The following is a 24,544-nucleotide window of genomic DNA, read 5'->3' as shown; positions in this document are numbered from 1 at the left end:
TTAATGGCCCGCTTTTTTGTCCGAATCTTAGCGCGGGGGATCAGGTGTCCCTCAGAATCCATATTCAGCAGAGGACAGATGCCGAGCATCGTGCCGATAAAGCCTGAGGTCTTGGAAATCCTTCCTCCGCGGATGTAGGATGTGAGATCTGTGGAGAAAAACCAGTGGTGGATCTTCAGTCTGTTGGAGACAGTCCATTCATACACATCCCGGATGCTGTCCCCGCGGTCTCTCAGATCTGCGGCCATATCTACGAGCAGTCCATAGCCAGAAGATGCGCCCAGAGAATCCACAAGAAGGATTTGACGGTCTGGGTAGATTTCTAATAGTTCCTCTCTGGCAATATTGGCAGAATTAAATGTACCGGAGATTCCGGAAGACAGGCTGATATGCAGGATATCCTGACCATTCTTTAGGAACGGTTCGAAAAATTCGATATATTCTTCTACATTTACCTGGGAGGTGCCTGCCAGAGCACCTTCCTGTATTTTCTTATAGAACTCTTCAAACGAAATACTTTTTCCCAGATCATCCATGTAATCCTTGCCGTCTAAATTAACATGAAAACATACATAAGGAATATTACGCCGTTCAAAATAATTTTTTTCCATATCTGCTGTGGAACAGCAGGTCAAAACAAATGGTTCCATAGTAATCCCTTTTCTCTTTCTTTAAGTCATTTATCTGTTGTTTCCTATTATAAAGGAAATTCCAGAAATTATCAAACCGGTGCCTGTATACAGCGAAAACTTGTCTTGTTAATAAAATATGAATAATTATTACGAAAATATTACAAAATGCTTTACAATATTATTACGACGTGCTATAATTCATAAATGTAAACGAAATGTAATAATTACGTAATATATAGAAAGAAATTGAGTGAGGATACAATGAAAGCAATCGCAAAGAGAACCGCAATGTTTGCAGTTGCATGTTTAATGATAACAGGTACGGCGGCAGCATCGCTTCCGGAAAAAGAAGTGCAGGCAGCCTCGGGTTATACCGGATATATTAAAAGTGCGACTACAAGTTTAAAAAGGAGCAAATCAAAAAAGTCAAAGACATTGGCCAGAATCAAAAAGGGAAAGAAAGTCACCGTTTATTATACAAGCGGCAGCTGGAGGAAGATTTCCTATAAGGGAAAGAAAGGATTTGTCCCGAAAAAACGTGTAAAGATAAGCACAAAAGCACCGAAGCTCAAGGGAAGCAAAAAAACAAAAGGAAAGACAGTGGCAAGTTTCGCCAAAAGGTTTGTAGGAAATCCTTACCGCTGGGGCGGAACAAATTTAAATACAGGAGCAGACTGCTCCGGCTTTACAAAAGCCGTCTACCGTTCTTTTGGATATAATATCCCGAGAACTTCCTCCTCTCAGAGAAGAGCGGGGAAAAAGGTTTCTTATAAGAAGAAACAGCCGGGAGATCTGATCTGCTACAGCGGACATGTAGCCATCTATATCGGAGGCGGAAAGATCGTACATGCAAGTTCCAGAAAGACCGGCATCAAGATCTCACCAAAAGCGAATTACAGGAAAGTCGTCTCTGTACGGCGGATTGTAAGATAAATACCGGGAGATAAATATCAAACCGGCTAAAGAAAAAAAGCCCATGGAATCATTACCCCCTATCCTAAACTTATGATTCCAGGGCTTTTTTTCCATGTTCAGAAAGGGTTAGGCGTAGTAAAATAGAGAAAACATTCGCTAATTTTAAAAATTATACTAATTGTACCGATATAAGTGCAAAAACTGATTTTATGAGATATATACAAAACCGGTGAAGGATATTATGATTAATACATAAGCAAGACGCTTGCTTAACTTCATCGGTTTTATTCATTGAAGGAGGCCTACGAGATGAATAATTTACAGGAAAAAGTAATACGTAGAATGATTGATACGTATGGTTTTTTCACCACTGATGAACTTTCTGAAATGACAGGAGTTTCTGTCAGCAGCATCAAACACTCTTTAAGCGATATCAGCCGTGAGATAGAGAAGTATGAAGCAAAACTATTGACGGCACCGCGAAAAGGACTGTGTTTGGTCGCAACGGAAGAACAGAGGGAAATGATCCTGGATGACCTCAATGAATATGCCAACAAAGATCCGGAATCATTCTACTACCGAAAGAACTACATATTAGATACGTTATTTTACTATCCGGCCAAATATACGATTCAGCTTTTCTCCGAAGAGCTGTGTGTGAGCAGGAATATCATTCAGAAAGATCTGAAGCATATTGAAGACTATTTAAGTGAGTTTAACCTGACACTTACAAAAGTAAGGAATCAGGGGATTCAGATCAAGGGAGATGAATTTGATCTAAGACAGGCAATTGTGGATTCTGAAAACAAAAAGTATTGGAAACACGCCTATATTGAAAAACTGCCTGAAAACTTAGACTACCGAATCAGCAAACGGGCCTACACCTTTTTTACCGACCATTATCCAAAAGAAAACATTATGAAGGTGCAGGACAGCCTCCGGAAGGCAGAGGAGTTTTTAAATCAAATCTTTGTGGATATCTCTTTTTGCCGGCTGACGGAATATTTATTACTGACAATCAACCGTATCGGGGAAGGGAAAATCCTCCAAAACGCGGGAAGCCGAAAGATGACCAAGTTAGATACTTCTTTCCTCGATGCGGCTCGGTTGATATTAGATGAAATTATTCCTCAAGACGGAGACATGTCATTAGAATACCAGTTTCTGGCCGCTAAGCTGATGGTTGCAAAGACCTGCGGACACGGAATACGCCCTAAGGATGAAAAATATGAGAACATCGCACTGGACTATCTTTCCATTGTTCTGGCCGTGATGAAGAAAGAGAATGTATTAAAGAATGAAGTTCTTATCAATGACATCAGTTCATTTTTAGAAAAGATCACAATCAAACGTGATTACAAATTAGTGGAATGGGACGACCTGCACAGAGATGTGCAGCATCAGCTGCAGGATGTATATGCGGCATGTATGACTTATATTTTTGACATTGAAGGTAAGCTTTCTGTGATATTGACCCAGGACGAGATTGCATGGATCGCACTGCTGATCCACAATGCGATGATGGACAGCAGGGAGGGACGTGAGGCGGTGCTTCTTACTGCCACAGATCCTCACACCGCAAGGTACCAGAAGATTAAGATTGAGAATGCAGTTGAAGGGCTTGAGATTATAGACAGCATTCATATACGGGACTTTCACCCGGAAACAATGAAAGGACAATTATTGATTTCTACGGTTCCCCTAAAGGAGCCGAGGGAAAATACAATCGAAGTAACAAAACATATCGATCAGGCGGATATCAATAAAATCGCCGTGAGTCTGGATGAGCTCGATCATGACAAAAAAATGACGGATGCGCTGGAGACGACAAAGAAATCTTTCAGAGAATCTTTGATCTTAACCGACGTTAATGTCATGGAAAAACAGGACGTGATACAGCTCGCAAGCGACCTTTTGTATGAACAGGGTTTCATAGAGAAAGGATTCAGCCAGGAAGTGTGGAAACGGGAATTAAAAAGGCCGTCCACCGTCGGGAGGGGCATCGTAATGCCGCATATTTACAAAGATTATGTGAAGCAGAGCGGCGTTGCGGTCGTAAGGCTGAAATATCCGATTTCATGGACACCCAACGAAAAGGTACGGCTGATGTTCCTGATTGCGATTGATTTTGAAACTTCGGAGGAAATTCTAAGGTTTTTCCAGTATTTCTATGGGATGATCGGCAATAAAGAACTGATCGGACATCTTCTGGATGCGGAGGGACCAAAAGAGTTTTATGAAATTTTAATGAGTGAAGCAGGGTAACAATGGCCGAAAGGCATCTAATTTAAAGGAGGAAGCACTATGTTAGTAAACATGAAAGAAATTTTAGAGATCGCAGAGAAGGAGCAGTATGCAATTCCATGTATCAACACCCCGAACGTGGAAACTATCCGTGCAGTCATTGGTGCGGCAGAAGAATTAAACACACCGATCATCATTGACCATGCACAGGTACATGATCCGCTCATTCCGATCGAGAGAATCGGGCCGGAAATGTTAAAATATGCGAAGGCAGCATCTGTACCGGTTTGTGTACACTTAGACCACGGCAGTGACTATGATTTTGTACTTAGAGCTTTAAAAGTTGGATTCCCGTCTATCATGTATGACTGCAGCGCACTTCCTTACGAAGAAAACTTAAAGAGAGTTAAAGAATTCGTAAAGATCGCTCATCCTGCAGGAATCACAGTAGAGGCTGAACTGGGAGTTATGGCATCTACCGCAGAGGATACTCATGGAGAAGAAGACGCAGAGAGCCGTGTTCTGACAAACGAAGACATCAAAGAATTCTTCACAGAGCCGGAAGAAGCAAAAGCATTTGCTGAAGAGACAGGATGTGATGCACTGGCTGTATGTTTCGGAACGATGCACGGAATTTACGCAGAGCCGCCGGTACTGGACATTGACAGAGTGAAAGCACTCCGCGCAGCGATTCCGGATACATGCCGTGTCGTAATGCATGGGGCTTCAGGAGTAGAATTCTCTCAGGTACAGGAAGCGATCACAGCAGGATGCTCAAAAGTAAATTACTACTCTTACATGGCAAAGGCAGCAACAAAATTCGTAGCTGACCGTGTTGCTGAGACAGACGGCAAGATTGCATACCATGAATTACAGGAAGAAGCTTTCGAATTCATGAAAGGATATGCAAAAGACGTAATCAAGGCGTTTAAAAACGGGAAATAGGATTCCGTAAAGGGAGGGAATACATTTCATGAACAGTGTGGACTTATCCGAAGTGCTGCTCGATGAAATGGTGATCCTTGACCGGGAACCGTTTAAGGACAAAGATGATATGTTCAATGTGATGACCAGACAGTTTGAAACGGCAGGACTCGTTTCAGACGCCGGGGCATTCAAAAAGGCTTTGGATTTTCGGGAGACTTTGGGGCCGACTTACATGGGCAATATGATTGCCATCCCTCACGGGAAATGTAAAGAGGTCCTGACACCCGGAATCGGGTTCTGCAGATGCAGAGAGCCGTTCATTTATGAGTCTGGCGGGGAGTCAGGCGAAGTAAAGTACATCTTTGTTCTGGCGATTTCTGAAAATCAAGAGAATGATTACCATTTAAGAGTGCTGGCAACTTTGGCAGGATTTCTGGCTCACGACGAGTTTTTGGCATTATTAGAAAAGGCTGAAAGTTATGATGACTTGATCAAAGGGATCAAAGAACTCTAGAGAAGGAGGGATGTATCATGAAAGTTGTAGCAGTGACATCGTGCGCGACAGGGATTGCGCACACCTACATGGCGGCAGAGGCGATTCAAAAGATCTGTAAACAGAAAGGATACAAGTGTAAGGTTGAGAAACAAGGTGCACTTGGAATCGAAGACAAGTTGAGGGACCGTGACATCAAAGAAGCTGACCTGATCGTATTTGCGAATGATGTAGGAATTACAAAGGCAGAACGTTTTACACCATACCAAGACAAGATTTTTCAGACAAAACCACATGCAGTGATCAAAGACCCGAGTATTATTTTTAGTGAAGTAGAAGAGTAGTAGAAGAGAGAATTAAAATATGAAGGGATGGATGAAAAATGAGAGACGTAGTAGATGATATTAAAGAAGCGTTTTTAACCGGTGTTTCCTATATGCTGCCGTTTGTAGTGGCAGGAGGTATTTTAGTAGCTTTAGGGTTCCTGCTGGGAGGATACGATATCCCCAATACAGTAGAACCGGGAAGGAATTTTGCATCAACCATTTTCTGGATTGGTAAGATTGGTCTGGGAACTTTCATGGTGCCGATCTTAGGTGCGTATGTAGCATTCTCAATCGCCGACAAACCGGGAATCTGTGTCGGAATGTTCGGTGGCTGGCTGGCAACTGACCCATGGGGAATGGGTTATTCCTCAGGATTTATCGGAGCGCTGATTGCAGGTATTATCGCGGGCTATCTTGTAAATGCGTTAAAGAAGATTCCGCTTCCTAATGCAGTGAGATCCCTGCTTCCAACCTTAATTATTCCGGTTATCGGATGTGCGGGCATTTGTTTATTGATGCACTATGTGATTGGAGGACCTTTAGGAGCATTAACAGGAGCGTTGACAACAATGTTAAACAACCTGGGAACAGGAAACCTGGTGCTCTTAGGAATTGTTCAGGGATGTATGCTGGCATTTGACATGGGAGGCCCATGTAACAAAGTTGCTTACGCATTTGCACTGGCATGTATGGAAACAGGAAACTATGCACCGATGGCAGCAAACTTTATAGCCTGCTGTGCACCACCACTTGCAATGGCATTTGCTATGTTGATTGCACCTAAGAAATTCACTAAGGAAGACAGAACAGGAATCGCAGGATGTTTTGCAGGAGCATTATGCATGATCACAGAGTTTGCGATCCCATATGCTGCAAAGAACTTAAAATACATTCCGTGCTTTATGGTTGGATCCGCAGTCGGATCTGTGATGTCTTACTTATGGGGAATTACAATCCGTGCACCTCACGGCGGAGTCTTCGTAGTATTTGCAATGAACAAAGTGCTTCCATTCTTTATCTGCTTAATTGTGGCAGGAGCTGTTTCAGCTGCACTGATCGTACTTGTTTCTAAAACGAAAACGGAAGAAGAATTAGCAGCAGAGTAAATAAAATTAAAACAAAACAGGAGAAATAAAATGGCAAAGTTATTTGATATTATGGGAAAATTCCCTTTTGCACCAGACGACAAGAAACCGATGTTAATCCGCAAGCAGGATTACTCTACAGCACTGTATCCGCCGGATAATGCATTTACATCCGACAATACATTTACAATGATCACAACGGATACCTTCATGCTTGGTATTTATGAGTTAGGACCGGGCGGAGTATTTGCACCACTTGACATTCATCCTGGAGATGAGTCTTACTACATCTTAAACGGACCGGTTGTTCAGAGAAGCGGAAACGGACAGTTTGCTTACTTAGAGACAGGAGAGGGACTGTTTATGCCGGAAGGTGCTTGGCACTGCTGCCATAACTTCTCAGACCAGAAGGCAAGAATCCTTTACTTCATCACTCCAAAAGCATGGAGCGAGTCCATTCCTCCGGCAGTTATCCCGACAGAGGAAGAGACAAAGTTCTACAAAGGACCGAACAATGATAACCTTCCGGATATGAGAGACAAGATCCAGGATATCTCCCGTCAGGGATGCACCGATGATATCGGATGCTGGCCGGTAGATCCGACAGAAGCAAGAAAAACCGGAGCTGTTTACGCAGTGCGTGATTTTGAGAAATTAAACAACGTACACGGAACAACTCATCCGATGCTTATGAGATTTATCACAAGCAACGATTACGGACACTTCGGCGAGATGATCCTTCCGGCAGGAGGATACGGACCGAGATGTTCAGATCCTGACACACATGCAGGAGACGGAGCACTCTACTGTGTTGACGGACCGGTAACCGTAAACCTGGTTGACGCTCAGGAAAGCTTCGTTATGGAACCGGAAGATACGTTCTTCCTTCCTGCAGGAACGAAATATCAGTTAGTGAACTTTGAAGCAAAACCAGTAAAAGTTGTATTTGCAGTAACTGAATTATAATCCCATCCATGAAATCACGATAAGATATACATAAATCATCCAGGCATAGAACCGCCGCAGTGATTGGTGTATAATTAAGAAGAACACATGGTGATTTGCCTAGAAAGATTCTTTGCGGCATGCCGTGAAGAATCTTTTTGGCAGGAAAGGGGATAAACGATGGGACAATACAAAGGCATAATTTTTGACTTGGACGGGACACTTCTTGATACAATCGGAGATCTTACGGACTCCGTCAATGAGGTGATGGAGAAGTTTGGATTTCCTCTCCACGGGCCGGAAGACTACAAGAAAAAAGTAGGAAATGGGTTTAAAAAGCTTGTGGAGAGAAGCCTTCCTGAGGATGCCAGGGATGAGAAGACCATTGATGACGCAGTGGCTGCCTTTGTAGAAGCCTATGACCGGAGGTATCTGGATAAGACTGCTCCCTATGAAGGAATTTTGGAACTGCTGGCGAAGCTTTGTGAGAAAGGGATCGCCCTCGGAGTCAATTCCAACAAGAGATCGGACTATACCAGTGCACTGATCAAAAAGTATTTCGCACATATTCCGTTTGTGGATGTGTACGGAGAAAGAGAGGGAATACCCAAGAAGCCTGATCCGGCAGGGGCGCTGAAGCTTTTGGAGCTTATGGGTCTTGAAAAGGAAGAGGTGCTTTATATCGGGGATTCCAATACGGATATGCTGACAGGAAAAAACGCAGGCCTCGATACGGTCGGCGTTTCCTGGGGATTCAGGGGAAGAGAAGAACTGGAAGCATATGGGGGAACTTTTGTGGTAGACAGGCCGGAGGAAATACTCGGTCTGCTGGAAAGGAGCGAGCAATGAAAATTTCTTTAGGATGTGACGAGGCAGCATTTGACTTGAAAGAGGCGATTAAAAAGCATCTGGAAGATGCGGGACATGAAGTGGTAGACAACGGCGTGGGACCGGGGGAAGTGGAACTTTACCCGGATGTGGCAGTACGCACCTGTGAAAAGGTAACCAGCAATGAATGCGACAGAGGAATCCTTGTATGCGGAACAGGAATCGGCATGGCGATGACAGCCAACAAGGTGCCGGGCATCCGCGCGGCAGTCTGCCATGATCCATTCTCAACAGAGCGCTCTATCCTGAGCAACGATGGAAATGTGATGTGTATGGGAGCAAGAGTTATCGCACCTCAGCTGGCATTATATTTACTGGATATCTGGATGGGACTTACCTTCAAAGACGGACCGTCCACTGAGAAAGTAGAACGGATTACATATTACGAAAAACAGTTCAGCAAATAAAGCCAAGTACATAAACAAGGAGGGTTTTCTATGAAGTTTAAATTTGGAGTGGATACGTTTATCTGGGCAGAAGCATATGGAGAAGAACATCTCTGGATCATCCCTAAGGCAAAAGAACTGGGATTTGAAGTCATTGACTTTGCGATCTCCAACCCATTCACATTTCCTGTAGAGAAAGTGAAGGCAGAGCTAGAGAGAGTGGGAATCGACTGTGTCTGCACTACCACGCTGACACCCGAGACCAATCCGATCTCTCCGGATGCCGAGATCCGTGCGGCAGGCGTAAAAGCTATGAAAAAATGTGTGGATATCTGCAATGAACTGGGCGCGCCGATCTTAGGCGGTGTAAACTATGCAGGCTGGGGATATCTCACGAAAAAACCAAGGACCGAGGAAGAGTGGAACTGGGGCGTGGAGTGCATGAGGGAAGTTGCCGAGTACGCAAAGGAAACCGGAGATGTTACCATCTGTGTGGAATGTGTCAACCGTTTTGAAACACATTTCTTGAATATTGCAGAAGATGCAGTTGCATTCTGTAAGGATGTTGGAACAGGAAATGTCAAGGTTCATCTCGACTGCTTCCACATGATCAGGGAAGAAAAGAGCTTTGCAGGGGCAGTAAAGACCTGCGGCAAAGAATATCTCGGATACATTCATGTCAATGAAAATGACAGAGGTATTCCTGGAACAGGGCTTGTGCCGTTTAAAGAATTTTTCAATGCATTAGTAGAGATCGGGTATGACGGACCTTTGGTGATCGAATCTTTTGATCCGAGCTTTGAAGAACTGTCCGGCAACTGTGCGATCTGGAGAAAATTTGCCGATACCGGAGAAGAACTTGCGATTGAAGGGCTGAAAAATCTGAAAGCCATCGCTGCTGAGATATAGGAGGGAGAACAGATGAATCGAATTGTAAACAATCCTGATTATGCTGTTGAGGATATGCTGAAAGGATTTGTAAAGACACATAAAGACATTGTGGCACCTACGGAAGATCCTCGTGTCCTGAAATATAAGGATGCACCTGTGGAAGGAAAGGTAGGAATCGTCACCGGGGGAGGCTCCGGGCATAAACCTGCATTCATCGGTTATATCGGTAAGAATATGTGTGATGCAGTAGCCGTGGGAGAAATTTTTTCATCACCGACTGCAAAGGCTTTCTTAGATGCCATGAAAGAGGCTGATTCCGGAAAAGGTGTTGCGTGCCTTTACGGAAACTATGCAGGCGATAACATGAACGTCAAGATGGCTATGAGAAAAGCAAAGAAGCTTGGAATTGAAGTAAAGACTGTTGTGGCAAATGATGACTGTGCGTCTGCACCGAAAGATGAACTGGAAAAACGCCGCGGTGTTGCGGGCGAAGTGCTCATGTGGAAAGTCGGGGGAGCGAAGGCTTCTATGGGTGCTGATCTGGACGGAGTCATCGCAGCGGCACAGAAAGCGATCAACAACACGAGATCCGTAGGAATCGGAACTGCACCGTGTACCATCCCTGCTGTGGGGCATCCGAACTTTGAGATCAAGGACGGAACGATGGAAGTTGGAATCGGACACCACGGGGAGCCGGGAATCAATGTACAGCCATTAAAGACTGCAAGTGAGATCGCAGACGAGATGCTGGATATTATCCTTCCGGACCTGCCGTTTGCAGAGGGAGACGAAGTGGTAGTGCTTCTGTCAGGCCTGGGGGCAACTCCGGTGATGGAACAGTACATCGTCTATGACCGTGTGGAAGAAGTTCTTGCAGAAAAAGGAATCAGTGTTCACAAGGCATATGTGGGTAATTACTTTACTTCCCTTGAGATGATGGGTGTGACACTTACTGTGATGAAGCTTGATGATGAACTGAAAGAATGCATCGACATGCCCTGCGACTCTGTCGGTTTAAAACAGCTGTAAGTCCGGCGTTTTCCATAAATTTGGAGCATCACTGGACCCAAAACAAATTGAAAAGTGTGATCCTTATGTTACAATAAATAACAGAAGGAAGCAGTCTGAGTTTAAAGTGAGGAGAAGAATTATGTCAAGTTTTAAAAATGCAGAAGCAGGAATCATCGTAGATAAGCTCATCAAGACGATTCAGGAGCAGAGAGATTATCTGAGCGAGATTGACGGAAAGATCGGCGATGGTGACCACGGCATTAACATGAATAAAGGTTTTACCATGTGTGAGGAAAAGCTCAAGGGACAGACCTATAATATGAGTGAAGGACTCTGTACTCTCGGTGAGACTTTACTGGAGGATATCGGCGGTTCTATGGGACCTCTTTATGGTCTGTTGTTTGATGAACTCTCTGCGGCAAGCGAAGATAAAGATGAAATCGATGCTGAAGTATTCGGAGAGATGATCAGCGGAGCCGTGGAGGGAATCCAGGAAATCAGTCCGGCAAAGGTCGGCGACAAGACTCTGCTGGATACTCTGATTCCGGCAAAGGATGCTTTTATGGAAGCGAAAGATGCAGGCAAAGACTTTGCTGAGTGTCTGGATGCTATGAACGAAGCGGCAAAAAAGGGATGGGAATCTACCAAGGACCTGGTTGCAAAGATTGGACGTGCAAGCCGCCTTGGAGAACGTTCCAGAGGAGTTCTGGATGCGGGAGCTACAAGCTGTTACTTTATTGTGACCACGCTTGGAACGGCTGCAAAAGAACTGTTGAGTTAATCAGAATTTAAGAAAAATGTGAACTGTTATAGAAAAATGCACTGGATTTTGCCGGTGCATTTTTTGTGCAGAGAGATGTTTTATAATATAGAAAAAGTAAATTTTGAACCTGAATATAATAAAAAAATAGGATATGATTCATGGGAGGTTTTTATACGTTTTTAAATAAGGGTAAAAACAACTGAAGTACTATTTGACTTATGGTTTTTCTCGTGATATGGTAATTAAATGATAGCAATTATCAAAAAAAGGAGGAGCCTATGAGTTTAACAGACGGAGTTATCCTGATTTTAGCGGCGGGAATCGTTCTTTTTGTGCTGTGGAGATTTATTTCACGTATCCGCAGGGGAGAAACGGGGTGCGGCTGCGGATGTGACGGCTGCTCTAAATCCTGTGCATCCAGACAAAAAGAAGACTCAAAGTAAGTGAGTAAAAGGCTGTGAGTATTATCACAGCCTTTTGTAATTTATATCTTGACATGTAAAAATATGTATGATATATTATCAACATAGAAAGCACCATACGGTTTCTCTTTTCTGAACCTCATTCAGCAGGATCTATTTCATCTTTCCTTTGGCATTCGCCAATCATACCCCAGTGATAGACCTTTAGAACCAATAGTCAGTTAAGAAAGCAACGATTCCTTATTTATTTTTCATCAAGAGGAGAGGAATACTGTACCGGGTGCTTTCTTTTTGTGGTATAATATCTATATCTGAGTAAAAATTTATTTTAAAATTCTACTTGTTAGAAAAAATGAGGTGGACTTGTCCGCTTTGCTATTACTTAGGAAAGACCTTGTCACGCTAATGCGTGAAAGTCTTTCCTAAGTAATAACAAACGCTCCGCGGGTTGTACACAGATGCGTAAGGAAATCATTTGACTACGTCAAATCGCATCTGGTACGCAAAGTTGTCAAGCCCCTCAAAGAGTGAGGGGTTGGGGAGCTGAGGTGGGCTTGCCCACTTTGTTCAAATATGATATTATAACATTTTGTAATTATTAGAACTTAGGAGGAAAAATCATGCCAGTAAAATACGTGTTTGTCACCGGCGGTGTTGTTTCAGGTCTTGGAAAAGGAATCACGGCAGCATCTCTGGGACGATTACTGAAAGCGAGGGGTTATCACGTAACCAGCCAGAAGTTTGATCCATACATCAATATTGACCCGGGAACTATGAATCCAATCCAGCACGGAGAAGTTTTTGTGACAGATGACGGAGCGGAGACAGATCTTGATCTGGGACATTATGAGAGATTCATCGACGAAGGGCTGAACAAAAAATCAAACGTGACGACAGGAAAGGTTTACTGGAATATTTTACAGAAGGAACGGCGCGGTGACTACGGCGGGAATACCGTACAGGTGATCCCCCATGTGACCAACGAGATCAAGAGCCGTTTTTATAGAAATGAAGAGGCGACGGAGCAGGAGGTAGCCATCATAGAGATCGGCGGTACGGTGGGAGACATTGAGAGCCAGCCGTTTTTAGAGGCACTGAGGCAGTTTCAGCATGAAGTGGGACATGAGAACTGTATTTTGATCCATGTGACCCTGATCCCTTATTTAAAGAGCTCAGGAGAACTGAAAACAAAGCCGACCCAGGCCAGCGTCAAAGATCTTCAGGGCATGGGAATTCAGCCGGATATTCTTGTGTGCAGATCAGATTATCCTCTGGATGACGGCATTAAGAGAAAGATTGCACAGTTCTGCAACGTGGAAAAAGAGCGTGTCATCCAAAATCTCGATGCAGAAGTTTTATACGAAGTACCTCTGATGATGGAAAATGAACATCTGGCACATGAGGCCTGTGCCTGCCTTCATCTTCCGTGTCCGGAACCGGATCTTTCAGAGTGGCGCAAGATGATCGACAACTGGAAGCATCCAAAGCATAAAATAGAAGTGGCTCTCGTCGGAAAGTATGTATCACTCCACGATGCCTATATCAGCGTGGTAGAATCTCTGGAACATGCGGGTGTTGCCAATTCGGCAGATGTCACCATCCGGTGGGTGGATTCCGAGCGTGTCAGCTCTTACAATGTGGACGAGATGCTGGGCGGTGTCCAGGGTATCATTGTTCCGGGAGGATTTGGAGACAGAGGTATTGAGGGCATGATCTGCTCCATTCAGTACGCAAGGGAACACAAGATTCCTTATCTGGGACTGTGCCTTGGCATGCAGCTTACCATCGTGGAGTTTGCGAGAAACGTCCTTGGCTACGCAGATGCCCACAGTAAAGAGTTTAATGAAAATACGGAACATCCGATGATTCATATCATGGCAGATCAGGATGGAGTGACCAACATCGGGGGTACACTGAGACTCGGATCTTATCCTTGTGTATTGGCAGACGGTTCCAAAGCCGAAGAACTTTACGGAACAAAAGAGATTTCAGAGCGCCACCGCCACCGATACGAGGTAAATAACAAGTACAGGGATGTACTTCAGGAAAACGGTATGATGCTTTCAGGGTGCTCACCGGACGGGCGTATTGTAGAGATGATCGAGATTCCGTCTCATCCGTTCTTTTTGGCAACACAGGCACATCCGGAGTTTAAATCAAGACCAAACAAGGCACATCCTCTGTTCAGAGGATTTATTGAGGCGTCACTGAAAAACGGAGGAATGATCTGAGAAAGGGGTGCGGCAGTATGAAGCATGAAATCATCGGACAGACAGTACCAGCAGTAGAAGTGGAACTTGACAAGGGGGAAGCAATGTTCACCCAGTCAGGAGCTATGGCATGGATGGACCCCTCGATCAAAGGGGAGTCTAAGATGGAGGGTGGATTTTTAAAAGGGATCGGAAGGAAGTTTGCCGGAGAGTCACTCTTCATGGTAACTTACTCTTCTGACAAAGATGGAGCAAAGATTGCTTTTGCATCAACTGTTCCCGGGACGATCCTTCCGCTTCAGTTTCAGGGGACCGGAGGAATGATCTGTCAGAAAAAGGCTTTTCTGTGCGCTCAGAGGAGCGTTTCTCTGGAGACTATTTTTACCAAAAAGCTGTCAGCAGGAGCCTTCGGAGGAGAGGGCTTCATACTGCAGAGACTTTCCGGAGACGGCATGGCATTTCTGGAAGTCGACGGAGATGCGGTGACGAAGGAACTGGCTCCGGGAGAGACCATACTCGTTGATACCGGAAATGTAGTAGCTTTTGAAGACGGTATCAGTTATGAGATTGAGCGGATCAAAGGCGTTAAAAATATCTTTTTCGGGGGCGAGGGATTATTTCTCACAAAGCTCACCGGTCCTGGAAAGATTATATTACAGACACAGAATTTCAATGATTTTGCAGGAAGGATTGCATCGCTGATACCTTCCGGCAGCTGATCAGAGCATACAGAAGACAAAAACTGCCCCGTTAATTTACAGGGCAGTTTTTTTGTGGTTTAAAGGAGCAGCAGTGTGGAAATGGAAAAGTTTTATAATATATTAAAATTGTATTGCTAAATGAAAATAAAAGTGTTATGATATTTTCATAATAAAAAGAAATGAAAACACATGAAAATCTCAAGGAGGGCATTATGCAGGTTAAAGGTGTAAGATTGTACGGAGTAGATGACATCAGATTAGAAGAATTTGAACTGCCGGAGATCAAAGATGACGAGATCTTGGTAAAAGTTGTAAGTGACAGTATCTGTATGTCAACATGGAAGACAGTAAAACAGGGAGCCGGACACAAAAGGGTGCCGAATGACGTAGCAGATCATCCGGTTTTGGTAGGACATGAATTTGCCGGTGATATTGTGAAAGTTGGTAAGAAGTGGCAGGATCAGTTTAAGCCGGGGCAGAAATTTGCTCAGCAGCCGGCGATCCCGGGACAGATGGAGTCTCCCGGATATTCTTATCAGTACTGCGGCGGTGCTGCAACCTACTGTATTTTCCCAAATGATATCATTGAAAAGGGATGTGTATGGACATTTGAAGGAGACAGCTACTTTGATGCTTCCGTGGCAGAGCCGATGTGCTGCGTCATTAGCGGTTACCATACAAATTACCACACGGTTCCGGGAAGCTATGAGCACGTGATGGGTACAAAAGAAGGCGGAAATATCCTGATCCTCGGCGGATGCGGACCTATGGGGCTGGGCGCCGTAAGCTATGCGTTGGCTTTTGAAAATAAACCGAAACGTGTTGTAGTTACAGACATCAGCGATGACCGTGTAGAACGGGCAAAACAGGTGATCTCTATTGAAGACGCAAAGGCAGCAGGCGTAGAACTTCACTATGTGAATACTGCGGCTATGGAAGATCAGGAAAAAGAATTGATGGATATTACAGAAGGGCATGGATATGATGACGTATTCGTATATGTTCCGATCACTGGCGTTGCAGAACTTGGAAATAAGCTGCTCGCTTACGACGGATGCATGAACCTGTTTGCAGGACCGACAGATCCAAAGTTCTCAGCGAACATGAATCTGTATGACTGCCATTACTCCAGAACCAAAATTTTGGGAAGCACCGGAGGAACCATTGAAGATATGAAAGAGGCGATCAACAAGGCGGCATCCAAGGAAATTAAGCCGGCGGTTATGATCACACATATCGGAGGTATCGACGCTGTTGCTGAGACAACCAAGAATCTTCCGGACATCCCAGGAGGAAAGAAACTTACTTATATGCAGTTTGACATGCCGCTCACAGCGATTGATGATTTCAGAAAACTTGGAGAAACAGATCCTCTTTATGCTAAGCTTGCCGATGCATGTGACAAACACAACGGCCTGTGGAATGCAGAAGCAGAGAAGATCTTATTCGATCATTTCGGGGCATAAGAAAAGATATGAGGGGTGCCAATGTTTGCAGAGGAAAGAAGAGAACAGATTCTATTATATTTGAAAAAGCATAAGCGGGCTGAGGTGAAAGAGCTCATCGAAGAGTTTCAGGTTACCGGGGCGACCCTGCGGGCTGACCTGCGGGCGATGGAAGAAGAGGGGTCCATCGTCCGTACCCACGGCGGTGCATTGCTGAAAGAAGATGTTTTACAGAAAGAAGACTTCTTATCACTCAGAAGAGGGCACGAAGAAGAAAAGAAAGCCATTGCCAGAATCGCCAGAGCTTATGTGAAAGAGGGAGACGCGGTTATCTTGGACAGCGGAAGCACTACGCTGGAGCTTGCGCTGCTGTTAAAAGATGTGAAAAACATCAAAGTTATCACCAACGATCTTCAGATTGCGTTGGAACTGCAGGAAAATCCGTGGATTGAACTCTATATTGTCGGGGGAAAAGTGAGAAATAATTTTCGACTGACTCAGGGAGCCATCGGTACTGACTTTCTTAAGAGTATAGCAGTGAATAAAGTATTTTTGTCTCCGAATGCTCTGTCTGTCTTTGAGGGGGCGACTACGAGCAATGAAGAGATGAAAGAGCTTAAGCGGGCTATGATGAAAGCGGCAGGAGAAATCTATATGCTCTGCGACAGCTCAAAGATTGGGCAGAGAGCTTTTTGTAAGTTTGCCAGGCTGAGCGAATTTAAATTAATGCTCACGGATTCCGGAATTTCCAAATTAGATAAAACAGCGATCGAAGAACAGGGACTTGAAGTAAAGATCTGCAAATGAGGGGGAACATTTGCACGGAAATGAAGGAGATGGATATATGAAAAACGCAGTACAAAAATTTGGGAAATTTTTGAGTGCAATGGTGATGCCGAATATCGGTGCATTCATTGCATGGGGACTGATTACAGCACTGTTTATTGAAAAGGGCTGGTTCCCGAACGCAAAACTTGCAACAATGGTCGATCCGATGCTGAAGTACATCCTTCCGGTTCTGATCGGTTATCAAGGCGGTAAGCTTGTGGCCGGAGAACGGGGCGGAGTTATCGCAGTTATCGCTATTTTGGGTGTTATCTGCGGAAGCAACGAAGTTATGTTCATGGGAGCCATGGCTATGGGTCCGTTTGCGGGATGGGTCATTAAAAAGTTTGACAAGGCAGTGGACGGACATATCCCGGCAGGGTTTGAAATGCTGGTCAACAACTTTTCCGTAGGTATCATCGGAATGATATTAGCAATCATCGGATATTACCTGATCGGGCCTGTTATGACAGCGATCCTTACAGTGCTTACAGCCGGTGTTGATTTCCTGATCGGGCACAGCCTGCTGCCACTGGTATCCGTATTTGTGGAACCGGCAAAAGTATTGTTCTTAAACAATGCGATTAATCATGGTATTTTCACTCCGATCGGAGGAGAGCAGGTACAGGCCGCCGGAAAATCCATTATGTATATGATAGAGGCAAACCCTGGAGCAGGACTTGGAGTATTATCCGCATACTGGGCGTTCTCCAAAGACAAGAGGACAAAGGATTCCGCTCCGGGTGCGATCATCATCCACTTTTTCGGGGGAATTCATGAGATTTATTTTCCGTATGTGCTGATGAATCCGGTTGTCATCCTGGCATCTATCGCAGGATCTGCCTGTGCAGTGTTCTATTATTCTTTATTTAACGTCGGGCTTACCGGACCGGCCTCACCGGGATCTATCATCGCTTTCCTTACGATGGCCCCGAAAGGATCTACATTGATGGTACTGCTAGGCGTTGTGATCGCCGCGGTTGTTTCTTTCCTTGTGGCGGCCCCGATCATTAAAATGTCCAACGGAAAAAGTCTGGAGGAGGCTTCAGACAGTGTCCAGAGTATGAAAGCAGCCAGCAAAGGGATTGCAAAGAAAGCAGGAGAGATTAAAAAGATCGTATTCGCCTGTGACGCAGGTATGGGCTCCAGCGCTATGGGAGCAACAAAGTTCAGGAACAGGATCAAGCCTTTGGGACTTGGCATTACCGTGATCAATTCCTCAGTGGATACGGTGCCTGCCGATACGGATGTGGTAGTCTGTCAGGAAGTTCTCGCGGACCGCGCGGCAAAGAGTGCGCCGAACGCACAGCTTGTGACGATCAGAAACTTTCTTCAGGATGAGGCTATTGACGGCCTGTATGACAAACTGGCAGAGAGTCAGGGAGAAGGTGCTGCGCCAGATAAAGAAGCTGCGCCGGAAGCGGAGCAGGTGATCTCAGAGACTAAAGCAAAGCCAACAGTCATGGTAAAAGAAGGAATCAGACTCGGGCAGAAGAGCGTTTCCAAAGAAGAAGCCATTGAGGCAGCAGGAAACTTACTCTATGAACTCGGCTATGTAGAAAAAGATTACATTGAGGCTATGCAGGAGAGAGAGCGGACAGTTAGCACTTACCTTGGAATGGGAGTTGCGATCCCTCACGGAACCGGAGATGCCAAAAATAAGGTTAAGAAAACGGGTATTGTTCTGGTACAGTATCCTGACGGTGTTGATTTTGGAGATGAAAAAGCACAGTTAGTATTCGGAATCGCCGGAGTTGGAAATGAACATCTGGAATTGCTCGGAAAGATCACTCAGGTGATCGACAGTCAGGAGAATCTGGATAAATTAAAGACAGCCGGCAATGTCCAGGACGTCCTGGATATGCTGAAATAAAAAAGAAGGAGCTTCTGTATTTAATGCAGGAGCTCCTATTGCGATGTTTGTTATAAAGTTAAGTGTTCTCTATATTCTGAGAACAGATAATAGAGATATTTGTGCTTGTCTCTTCTGTTGCCGGAAGTTTTCCTTTCTGCAGATAGTCTCTTAAATAAATCATTGGCAGGTATCCCTGTCTGAAAATATCCTGAGAAATCGTAAAATCTATACTTCCGTTCTGGAGCAGGCGTTTTGTATCCTCTGATATATCGTGGCAGATGATCTTTATAGAACCTTTTATGCCGAGAGTACTGACTGCTTCTGTACATCCGGCCACACTCCGGTTCGCCATGTAAATGCCGCAGATATTAGGATTCTGCTGGATTGTCTCAGAAACTTTTCTGAACGTAGTCTGGTAGTCGTTATACGTCTCAATGACCTGTATCTGATCTTTTTGAAATCCAACTTCACCCATTCTTTCAAGAAAACCCTCAAGACGTGTCCGGTGTCCGTCAAACTCCAGGCTGCCCACCGCTGCCAGAATGTTTCCGGAAGACGGGATACACTTGCTTAAAAGTTCGGCGGCGATGCGGCCGCTTTTATTATAGTCCTGGCCGATGAAACACAGCCTTTTGCTGTCCGGAAGATCTGAATTCAGTGTGATGACCGGAAAGTTGTTTTCGGTCAGTGCTGAAACATGCGTTTCGATGGAAGGATTGTTGATGGCACACATGGCGATTCCCTGCACTTCTTCATCCAGCAGTTCATCCAGCAGTTCGATCACTTCTCCGGGAATGTCTGTCTGGCATTCCTTTAAAATGATTTCTACATGAAAATCCTCCAGCTCTGAGCGGGCAGCTTCAATGCCGCGCAGGACCTCTGTTTTGAAATGTCCTGTCCAATTGGGGAGCAGAACTCCCAACTTGATCTTGGGATAGGAAACTTTGGACAGTTTTGTCTGATATGCTTGCCTCGGAGACAAATAACCTGTTTCCTGGATCGCTTTCATGACCCTGTCATGGACGTCCGGACTCACATGGGACCGGTTATTTAATACCCGGTCTACGGTGCCTCTGGAAACACCGGCCTTTTCAGCAACCATCTGTATCGTAGGTTTCTTTTTCATCGGAATGCCTTCTTTCTTTTACGTTCTTTGTGTGCATTTGCATTCTACCATAACAGGGCGCAAGCCGCAATCCCTTGAGTTGGTCATATTTCACAAAAAAATTCAATATAAATCCTGATAAATACGTTGTGTGCAAAAACACAAACAGAATAAAATGCACAAAAATAATTAATATACAGTGATTTTGTTGACATTTCGGCTCGTGAAAACTATACTTATAAGTGCAAAAGCACATAAATGATACAAAAACACAAATCATCAATACAAATAAGAAAGTGAGGTTCATCAAATGAAAGTAGGAATTATCGGAGCAGGAAGAATCGGGAAGGTACATGCAAAAAATATTTCAATGTTCGTGCCGGAGGTTCAGATTAAGACAGTGGCAGATCCGTTTATGAATGGGGAGACAGAAGGATATTTAAAAAAACTTGGAGTCGCGGAAGTGGCAAAAGATGCCGAAGATATTTTAAATGATCCTGAGATTGAGGCAGTCCTGATCTGTTCGTCCACGGATACTCATTCAAAGTATATTATTGAGGCCGCAAAAGCCGGAAAACACATTTTCTGTGAGAAACCTGTGGATTATGATCTGGATAAGGTTCATGAAGCGATTAAAGCAGCAGAAGATGCCAATGTGAAACTTCAGATCGGATTCTGCCGCAGATTTGACCATAATCACCGGGGTGTGTACGATGTGGTGAAATCCGGAAAGATCGGAGATGTCCATATGATCAAGATTAGTTCCAGAGATCCGGAGCCGCCGGCTATCGAATATGTAAAGGTGTCCGGAGGAATTTTCTATGACATGATGATCCATGATTTTGATATGGCAAGATTCTTAGCAGGATCTGAAGTGACAGAAGTCCATGCGGCAGGTTCAGTGCTGGTAGATCCGGAAATTGGAAAAGCAGGGGACGTGGACACTGCTGTAGTGACACTTAAATTTGAAAATGGAGCAATCGCAACGATCGACAACAGCCGTAAAGCGGTATATGGATACGATCAGAGAGTGGAAGTATTCGGTTCCAAGGGATGTGTCAGAAATGAAAATGATGTTCCGAATACCGTCGTTGTATCTGATGAGAACCAGACCAGTTATGAGAATACATATAAGGTCATGTGGGACCGCTATACAGGTGCTTTTGTATCTGAAATTCAGGCGTTTGCAGATGCGGTTCTGAATGACAGGGAAACACCGGTAGGCGGGAAAGACGGATTGTATCCTGTATTGATGGCGGCGGCAGCGACAAAATCTCTGAAAGAGGGAAGACCGGTAAAAATTGCGGAGGTAGAATAAAAATGAGTCTGAATAAATGTGCATGTATTGATACCTTATACACGGAACTGCCCTGGGCAGAGCGTTTTCAGGCAGCAAAAGACGATGGATTTGCTGCAGTGGAATTCTGGGACTGGAGAATCAGAGATCTTGATGAGACAAAAAAAGCGGCGGAGGATGCGGGGATTCAAATCAGCGGATTCAACGGAGATGCTGATTATTCTCTTGTAGACCCTGAGCATAAGCAAAAGTATCTGGAAGACCTCAAAAAATCCATTGAGGCCGCCAAAAAAGTCGGAGCACTCAGTGTCACGATTCATTCTAATGCCTTGGGAGACGGCGGTGTTGTGGTTGACCATTATGATAATCTGTCTGATACAGTGAAACTCTGTTCTATGTATGATACACTTTTAGGGTGTGCAGAGCTTGCAGAAAAAGAAGAGATTAACCTGAATCTTGAGGCACTGAACATTACCACAGACCATGAGGGAAATTTTCTTAAATATACCCAGACAGGAGCAGAAATCTGCCGCCTGATCGGATCTCCCAGGCTGAAATTATTATATGATGTCTATCATATGCAGATCAATGAAGGCTGTATTTGCGACACTATTACAAATTACGGAGATCAGTTCGGACATATCCATGTGGCGGATGCTCCCGGAAGACACGAACCGGGTACCGGGGAGATCAATTATAAGAAAGTTATCCGGCATCTGGAAGCATGTGGATATAACGGATATGTGGGATACGAATTATTCCCGCTGACAGATACCAAGACAGCAGTTAAGGCAATCATGGAAGAGTGCTGATGCATCGAATGTACCGGGATGGGCGATCCCTTCCGGCTTTCATAGAAAAGGACGGATATAAATTATGAAGAAGATAACATTTGGAACAAGAGTTGCATATGGCTGCGGGGATACGGCGTGCAATATTGTTTACGGCATGATTTCTACACTGTTAACTTTATTTTATACAGACTATGCAGGAGTATCACCAATCACCATCGGTATGGTTATGCTGATATCCAGAGTGTTTGACGGAAGCTCGGATCTTATTATGGGCTTTTTAGTGGATCGGACCAAGTCAAGATGGGGAAAATCAAGGCCGTGGCTTTTATGGATGACAGTCCCTTATGCCATAGCGGCTATTTTGATGTTCACCGTGCCTCATACTACGGAGTTTGTAAAAGGCATTTACATATTTGTAACTTATAATCTGACAACAACCGTAATCTATACAGCGATCAATGTTCCGTACGGCTCTCTCTCAACGATGATGACGAGAGACTCATACCAGCAGGATCTGCTCTCTATCTTCCGCATGATCTTATCACCGGTAGGCAGAATCATTTCTGTAACTTTCACGATGCCTTTGGTGAAGGTATTCGGAGATGACCAGGCTGCATGGGTCAAGACGATGTTCATATGGGTGGCGATTGCGGTAGTGCTTCTTTTGTTCTGCTTCTTTCAATGTGAAGAGACAGTAAAAGTTGACGTTAAAAAAGAGAAAAAGGTGTCTGTAAAGAAAAATCTGAAAGCGCTGGTGACAAATAAATATTTCTGGTGTGTTTTGGGACTTTGGTCTATCCAGGTTATCCATCAGACGATCGTAGGTACAGATCTTCCTTATTATTGTAAATATATTTTTAAAAATGACTCATGGATGTACAGCACACTTTATTTCCTGGAAACAGCAATCATGATCCTGGGAGCTATGGCATGTCCATTTCTGATCAAACGATGGGGAAAGAGAAATGTCACACTGGCCGGAAGTGTATTGGCAGTGGTCTCCCACCTGCTGATCCTGGCAAACCCATTCAGCTTTCAGTGGTTCTTTGGCGTGACTCTGATCCGGTCCATAGGCGTATCCCAGCTTTCAGCAACTATTTTCGGTATGCTGGGCGATGTGGTGGAATACGGTTACTGGAAAAACGGGTTCCGTCAGGAAAGTCTGATCTTCGGCGGAGCAAGCCTTGGATTTAAAGTCGGAACCGGTGTTACGAGTGCGCTGATGACAGGCCTGATGACGGCCAGCGGATATATCAGTTCCACCAGCGGAAATGTAGTTCAGCCGGGTTCTGCTGTCACTACGATTGGCAATATTTATAAATTTGGCCCGGTTATCATATGGGCGGCAGCGATCATCCTGCTGCTGATTTATAAACTGGACAAAGAGTATCCGAAAATTTCAAAAGAATTGGCTGAACGTGAAATGAATCAGGCATAGGAAGGGAAGAATATAATGTTAGATAAAAAGAAAGTCAAACTGGGGATCGCGCCGATTGGGTGGACAAACGATGATATGCCGGATCTAGGCAAGGAGAACACATTTGAACAATGTGTCAGCGAGATGGCGCTAGCCGGATTTACTGGATCAGAGATCGGCGGGAAATATCCGAAAGATAAAGAAGTATTAAAAAAAGCGCTGGAACTCAGAGGAATAGAAATCTGTAACTGTTGGTTTTCTACATTTCTGCTTACAAAACCTTATGAAGAAGTTGAGGAAGAATTCCTTAAACAGGCAAGATTTTTAAAAGATATGGGGGCCAGGGTCATCGGTGTATCTGAGCAGAGTTACAGTATTCAAGGGAAAGATGTACCGGTTTTTGAAGAAAAATATGTGATGGATGATGGTGAATGGGACACGCTGACTGAGGGACTTAACAGGCTTGGAAGGGCGGCAAAAGAAATCGGGATGACGCTGACCTATCATCATCATATGGGAACCGTGATCCAGACAGAGGAAGAAATCGACCGCTTTATGCAGTCTGTCGATCCGGAAGCTGTATTTCTTCTTTTTGACAGCGGTCATTGTTCTTTCGCGGGAATTTCTCCTGTAAAGATTTTTGAAAAATATACAGAACGCACAAGGCATATTCACTTAAAAGATCTTCGCTTGGATGTTGTAAAGCGCGCCAAAGCAGAGAAGTGGAGTTTTTTACAGGGAGTCCGGAACGGAACTTTTACAGTTCCCGGAGACGGTGATGTGGATTTTGAACCGATCTTTAATCTCATTGAATCAAAAGGGTATGAGGGTTATGTGGTCGTGGAGGCAGAACAAGATCCTGCGCTGGCAAATCCTTTAGAGTACGCTTTAAAAGCAAGAAAATATATTGCCGAAAAAACAGGACTGTAAGAGAAGTATCATAAATGAGGGGGGACCGTACAATGGC

24 protein-coding genes are annotated in these 24,544 nt (G+C 44.4%); 22 read left to right on the top strand and 2 right to left on the bottom strand.

All coding sequences use genetic code 11. The annotated features are described in order from the left end of the window. The coding region (locus QVP35_RS07125; protein ID WP_288187790.1) for a DegV family protein at positions 1 to 650 on the bottom strand (650 nt) is incomplete at its 3' end. Between the two features lie 243 nt (positions 651 to 893). Between QVP35_RS07125 and QVP35_RS07120 the strand changes: the two genes are divergently transcribed. The 18 genes from QVP35_RS07120 to QVP35_RS07035 all read left to right on the top strand — a co-directional run bounded on the left by QVP35_RS07120 (position 894) and on the right by QVP35_RS07035 (position 18,982). Further along, the gene (locus QVP35_RS07120) at positions 894 to 1,565 is read left to right on the top strand and encodes a C40 family peptidase (RefSeq protein ID WP_009290908.1); all 672 of its coding nucleotides are present in this window, start codon (positions 894 to 896) and stop codon (positions 1,563 to 1,565) included. A 291-nt stretch (positions 1,566 to 1,856) separates the two neighbouring features. Then, positions 1,857 to 3,812 (top strand): BglG family transcription antiterminator, encoded by a 1,956-nt coding sequence (locus QVP35_RS07115; RefSeq protein WP_009290909.1) that lies wholly within the window; start codon positions 1,857 to 1,859, stop codon positions 3,810 to 3,812. A 39-nt stretch (positions 3,813 to 3,851) separates the two neighbouring features. Continuing rightward, entirely contained in the window at positions 3,852 to 4,736 is an 885-nt protein-coding gene (locus QVP35_RS07110; RefSeq protein WP_006566387.1) for a class II fructose-bisphosphate aldolase, read from the top strand. 28 nt (positions 4,737 to 4,764) lie between these two features. Next, entirely contained in the window at positions 4,765 to 5,232 is a 468-nt protein-coding gene (locus tag QVP35_RS07105; protein ID WP_009290910.1) for a PTS sugar transporter subunit IIA, read from the top strand. A gap of 17 nt (positions 5,233 to 5,249) precedes the next feature. Continuing rightward, complete coding sequence (locus QVP35_RS07100; RefSeq protein ID WP_006566385.1) at positions 5,250 to 5,555, top strand: PTS fructose transporter subunit IIB; 306 nt, start codon at positions 5,250 to 5,252, stop codon at positions 5,553 to 5,555. A 38-nt stretch (positions 5,556 to 5,593) separates the two neighbouring features. Next, positions 5,594 to 6,643, top strand: coding sequence for a PTS fructose transporter subunit IIC (locus tag QVP35_RS07095; protein WP_009290911.1), 1,050 nt, complete (start codon positions 5,594 to 5,596; stop codon positions 6,641 to 6,643). Between the two features lie 30 nt (positions 6,644 to 6,673). Beyond that, positions 6,674 to 7,588, top strand: coding sequence for a cupin domain-containing protein (locus tag QVP35_RS07090; protein ID WP_006566383.1), 915 nt, complete (start codon positions 6,674 to 6,676; stop codon positions 7,586 to 7,588). A gap of 159 nt (positions 7,589 to 7,747) precedes the next feature. Beyond that, entirely contained in the window at positions 7,748 to 8,416 is a 669-nt protein-coding gene (locus tag QVP35_RS07085; RefSeq protein WP_009290912.1) for an HAD family hydrolase, read from the top strand. Then, positions 8,413 to 8,862: a ribose 5-phosphate isomerase B gene (gene rpiB, locus QVP35_RS07080; protein WP_006566381.1), complete on the top strand. Its 450-nt coding sequence runs from the start codon at positions 8,413 to 8,415 to the stop codon at positions 8,860 to 8,862. The genes QVP35_RS07085 and rpiB overlap by 4 nt, the downstream gene beginning before the upstream one ends. Positions 8,863 to 8,892: 30 nt before the next feature. After that, positions 8,893 to 9,750: a sugar phosphate isomerase/epimerase family protein gene (locus QVP35_RS07075; RefSeq protein WP_009290913.1), complete on the top strand. Its 858-nt coding sequence runs from the start codon at positions 8,893 to 8,895 to the stop codon at positions 9,748 to 9,750. A 12-nt stretch (positions 9,751 to 9,762) separates the two neighbouring features. Then, positions 9,763 to 10,761, top strand: a complete 999-nt coding sequence (locus QVP35_RS07070) for a dihydroxyacetone kinase subunit DhaK (RefSeq protein WP_022260957.1) — start codon at positions 9,763 to 9,765, stop codon at positions 10,759 to 10,761. A gap of 121 nt (positions 10,762 to 10,882) precedes the next feature. After that, a complete protein-coding gene (gene dhaL, locus QVP35_RS07065) occupies positions 10,883 to 11,524 on the top strand; it encodes a dihydroxyacetone kinase subunit DhaL (RefSeq protein ID WP_009290916.1) in 642 nt (213 codons plus the stop codon). A gap of 260 nt (positions 11,525 to 11,784) precedes the next feature. Further along, on the top strand, positions 11,785 to 11,949 hold the full coding sequence (locus QVP35_RS07060) for a FeoB-associated Cys-rich membrane protein (RefSeq protein WP_006566377.1): 165 nt from the start codon (positions 11,785 to 11,787) through the stop codon (positions 11,947 to 11,949). A 599-nt stretch (positions 11,950 to 12,548) separates the two neighbouring features. Further along, the gene (locus QVP35_RS07055) at positions 12,549 to 14,159 is read left to right on the top strand and encodes a CTP synthase (protein WP_006566375.1); all 1,611 of its coding nucleotides are present in this window, start codon (positions 12,549 to 12,551) and stop codon (positions 14,157 to 14,159) included. 17 nt (positions 14,160 to 14,176) lie between these two features. Next, positions 14,177 to 14,857 (top strand): TIGR00266 family protein, encoded by a 681-nt coding sequence (locus QVP35_RS07050; protein ID WP_009290917.1) that lies wholly within the window; start codon positions 14,177 to 14,179, stop codon positions 14,855 to 14,857. Positions 14,858 to 15,051: 194 nt separating this feature from the next. Continuing rightward, on the top strand, positions 15,052 to 16,305 hold the full coding sequence (locus QVP35_RS07045; RefSeq protein WP_009290918.1) for a zinc-binding dehydrogenase: 1,254 nt from the start codon (positions 15,052 to 15,054) through the stop codon (positions 16,303 to 16,305). 21 nt (positions 16,306 to 16,326) lie between these two features. Then, positions 16,327 to 17,091: a DeoR/GlpR family DNA-binding transcription regulator gene (locus QVP35_RS07040; protein WP_009290919.1), complete on the top strand. Its 765-nt coding sequence runs from the start codon at positions 16,327 to 16,329 to the stop codon at positions 17,089 to 17,091. Between the two features lie 37 nt (positions 17,092 to 17,128). Beyond that, complete coding sequence (locus tag QVP35_RS07035; RefSeq protein WP_022260956.1) at positions 17,129 to 18,982, top strand: PTS mannitol transporter subunit IICBA; 1,854 nt, start codon at positions 17,129 to 17,131, stop codon at positions 18,980 to 18,982. A 58-nt stretch (positions 18,983 to 19,040) separates the two neighbouring features. Here the strand turns inward: QVP35_RS07035 and QVP35_RS07030 are convergent, their stop codons facing one another. Then, positions 19,041 to 20,090 carry a LacI family DNA-binding transcriptional regulator gene (locus QVP35_RS07030; protein ID WP_009290921.1) on the bottom strand — a complete coding sequence of 350 codons (1,050 nt, stop codon included), beginning with the start codon at positions 20,088 to 20,090 and terminating at the stop codon, positions 19,041 to 19,043. Between the two features lie 289 nt (positions 20,091 to 20,379). On the opposite strand from QVP35_RS07030, the gene iolG reads away from it, so the two are divergent. The 4 genes from iolG (at position 20,380) to iolE (ending at position 24,507) form a co-directional block, all read left to right on the top strand. Then, positions 20,380 to 21,387, top strand: coding sequence for an inositol 2-dehydrogenase (gene iolG, locus QVP35_RS07025; protein WP_022260955.1), 1,008 nt, complete (start codon positions 20,380 to 20,382; stop codon positions 21,385 to 21,387). 2 nt (positions 21,388 to 21,389) lie between these two features. Continuing rightward, the gene (locus QVP35_RS07020; protein WP_009290923.1) at positions 21,390 to 22,178 is read left to right on the top strand and encodes a hydroxypyruvate isomerase family protein; all 789 of its coding nucleotides are present in this window, start codon (positions 21,390 to 21,392) and stop codon (positions 22,176 to 22,178) included. A gap of 64 nt (positions 22,179 to 22,242) precedes the next feature. Further along, on the top strand, positions 22,243 to 23,598 hold the full coding sequence (locus tag QVP35_RS07015; protein ID WP_009290924.1) for an MFS transporter: 1,356 nt from the start codon (positions 22,243 to 22,245) through the stop codon (positions 23,596 to 23,598). 15 nt (positions 23,599 to 23,613) lie between these two features. After that, positions 23,614 to 24,507, top strand: a complete 894-nt coding sequence (iolE, locus tag QVP35_RS07010; RefSeq protein WP_022260954.1) for a myo-inosose-2 dehydratase — start codon at positions 23,614 to 23,616, stop codon at positions 24,505 to 24,507. Positions 24,508 to 24,544: the final 37 nt, after the last annotated feature.

The sequence above is a fragment of the Anaerostipes sp. CAG:276 genome, from assembly GCF_000432215.1.
In the GTDB taxonomy this organism is placed as follows: domain Bacteria; phylum Bacillota; class Clostridia; order Lachnospirales; family Lachnospiraceae; genus Anaerostipes; species Anaerostipes caccae.
The sequence above is the reverse complement of the archived record's forward strand: the minus strand, read 5'-3'. Positions and strand labels throughout refer to the sequence as shown.

Bases quoted from the DNA above. Each gene is read 5' to 3' on its own strand.
- QVP35_RS07120 (WP_009290908.1), top strand. From the start codon at position 894: ATGAAAGCAATCGCAAAGAGAACCGCAATGTTTGCAGTTGCATGTTTA.
- QVP35_RS07115 (WP_009290909.1), top strand. From the start codon at position 1,857: ATGAATAATTTACAGGAAAAAGTAATACGTAGAATGATTGATACGTAT.
- QVP35_RS07110 (WP_006566387.1), top strand. From the start codon at position 3,852: ATGTTAGTAAACATGAAAGAAATTTTAGAGATCGCAGAGAAGGAGCAG.
- QVP35_RS07105 (WP_009290910.1), top strand. From the start codon at position 4,765: ATGAACAGTGTGGACTTATCCGAAGTGCTGCTCGATGAAATGGTGATC.
- QVP35_RS07100 (WP_006566385.1), top strand. From the start codon at position 5,250: ATGAAAGTTGTAGCAGTGACATCGTGCGCGACAGGGATTGCGCACACC.
- QVP35_RS07095 (WP_009290911.1), top strand. From the start codon at position 5,594: ATGAGAGACGTAGTAGATGATATTAAAGAAGCGTTTTTAACCGGTGTT.
- QVP35_RS07090 (WP_006566383.1), top strand. From the start codon at position 6,674: ATGGCAAAGTTATTTGATATTATGGGAAAATTCCCTTTTGCACCAGAC.
- QVP35_RS07085 (WP_009290912.1), top strand. From the start codon at position 7,748: ATGGGACAATACAAAGGCATAATTTTTGACTTGGACGGGACACTTCTT.
- rpiB (WP_006566381.1), top strand. From the start codon at position 8,413: ATGAAAATTTCTTTAGGATGTGACGAGGCAGCATTTGACTTGAAAGAG.
- QVP35_RS07075 (WP_009290913.1), top strand. From the start codon at position 8,893: ATGAAGTTTAAATTTGGAGTGGATACGTTTATCTGGGCAGAAGCATAT.
- QVP35_RS07070 (WP_022260957.1), top strand. From the start codon at position 9,763: ATGAATCGAATTGTAAACAATCCTGATTATGCTGTTGAGGATATGCTG.
- dhaL (WP_009290916.1), top strand. From the start codon at position 10,883: ATGTCAAGTTTTAAAAATGCAGAAGCAGGAATCATCGTAGATAAGCTC.
- QVP35_RS07060 (WP_006566377.1), top strand. From the start codon at position 11,785: ATGAGTTTAACAGACGGAGTTATCCTGATTTTAGCGGCGGGAATCGTT.
- QVP35_RS07055 (WP_006566375.1), top strand. From the start codon at position 12,549: ATGCCAGTAAAATACGTGTTTGTCACCGGCGGTGTTGTTTCAGGTCTT.
- QVP35_RS07050 (WP_009290917.1), top strand. From the start codon at position 14,177: ATGAAGCATGAAATCATCGGACAGACAGTACCAGCAGTAGAAGTGGAA.
- QVP35_RS07045 (WP_009290918.1), top strand. From the start codon at position 15,052: ATGCAGGTTAAAGGTGTAAGATTGTACGGAGTAGATGACATCAGATTA.
- QVP35_RS07040 (WP_009290919.1), top strand. From the start codon at position 16,327: ATGTTTGCAGAGGAAAGAAGAGAACAGATTCTATTATATTTGAAAAAG.
- QVP35_RS07035 (WP_022260956.1), top strand. From the start codon at position 17,129: ATGAAAAACGCAGTACAAAAATTTGGGAAATTTTTGAGTGCAATGGTG.
- QVP35_RS07030 (WP_009290921.1), bottom strand. From the start codon at position 20,090: ATGAAAAAGAAACCTACGATACAGATGGTTGCTGAAAAGGCCGGTGTT.
- iolG (WP_022260955.1), top strand. From the start codon at position 20,380: ATGAAAGTAGGAATTATCGGAGCAGGAAGAATCGGGAAGGTACATGCA.
- QVP35_RS07020 (WP_009290923.1), top strand. From the start codon at position 21,390: ATGAGTCTGAATAAATGTGCATGTATTGATACCTTATACACGGAACTG.
- QVP35_RS07015 (WP_009290924.1), top strand. From the start codon at position 22,243: ATGAAGAAGATAACATTTGGAACAAGAGTTGCATATGGCTGCGGGGAT.
- iolE (WP_022260954.1), top strand. From the start codon at position 23,614: ATGTTAGATAAAAAGAAAGTCAAACTGGGGATCGCGCCGATTGGGTGG.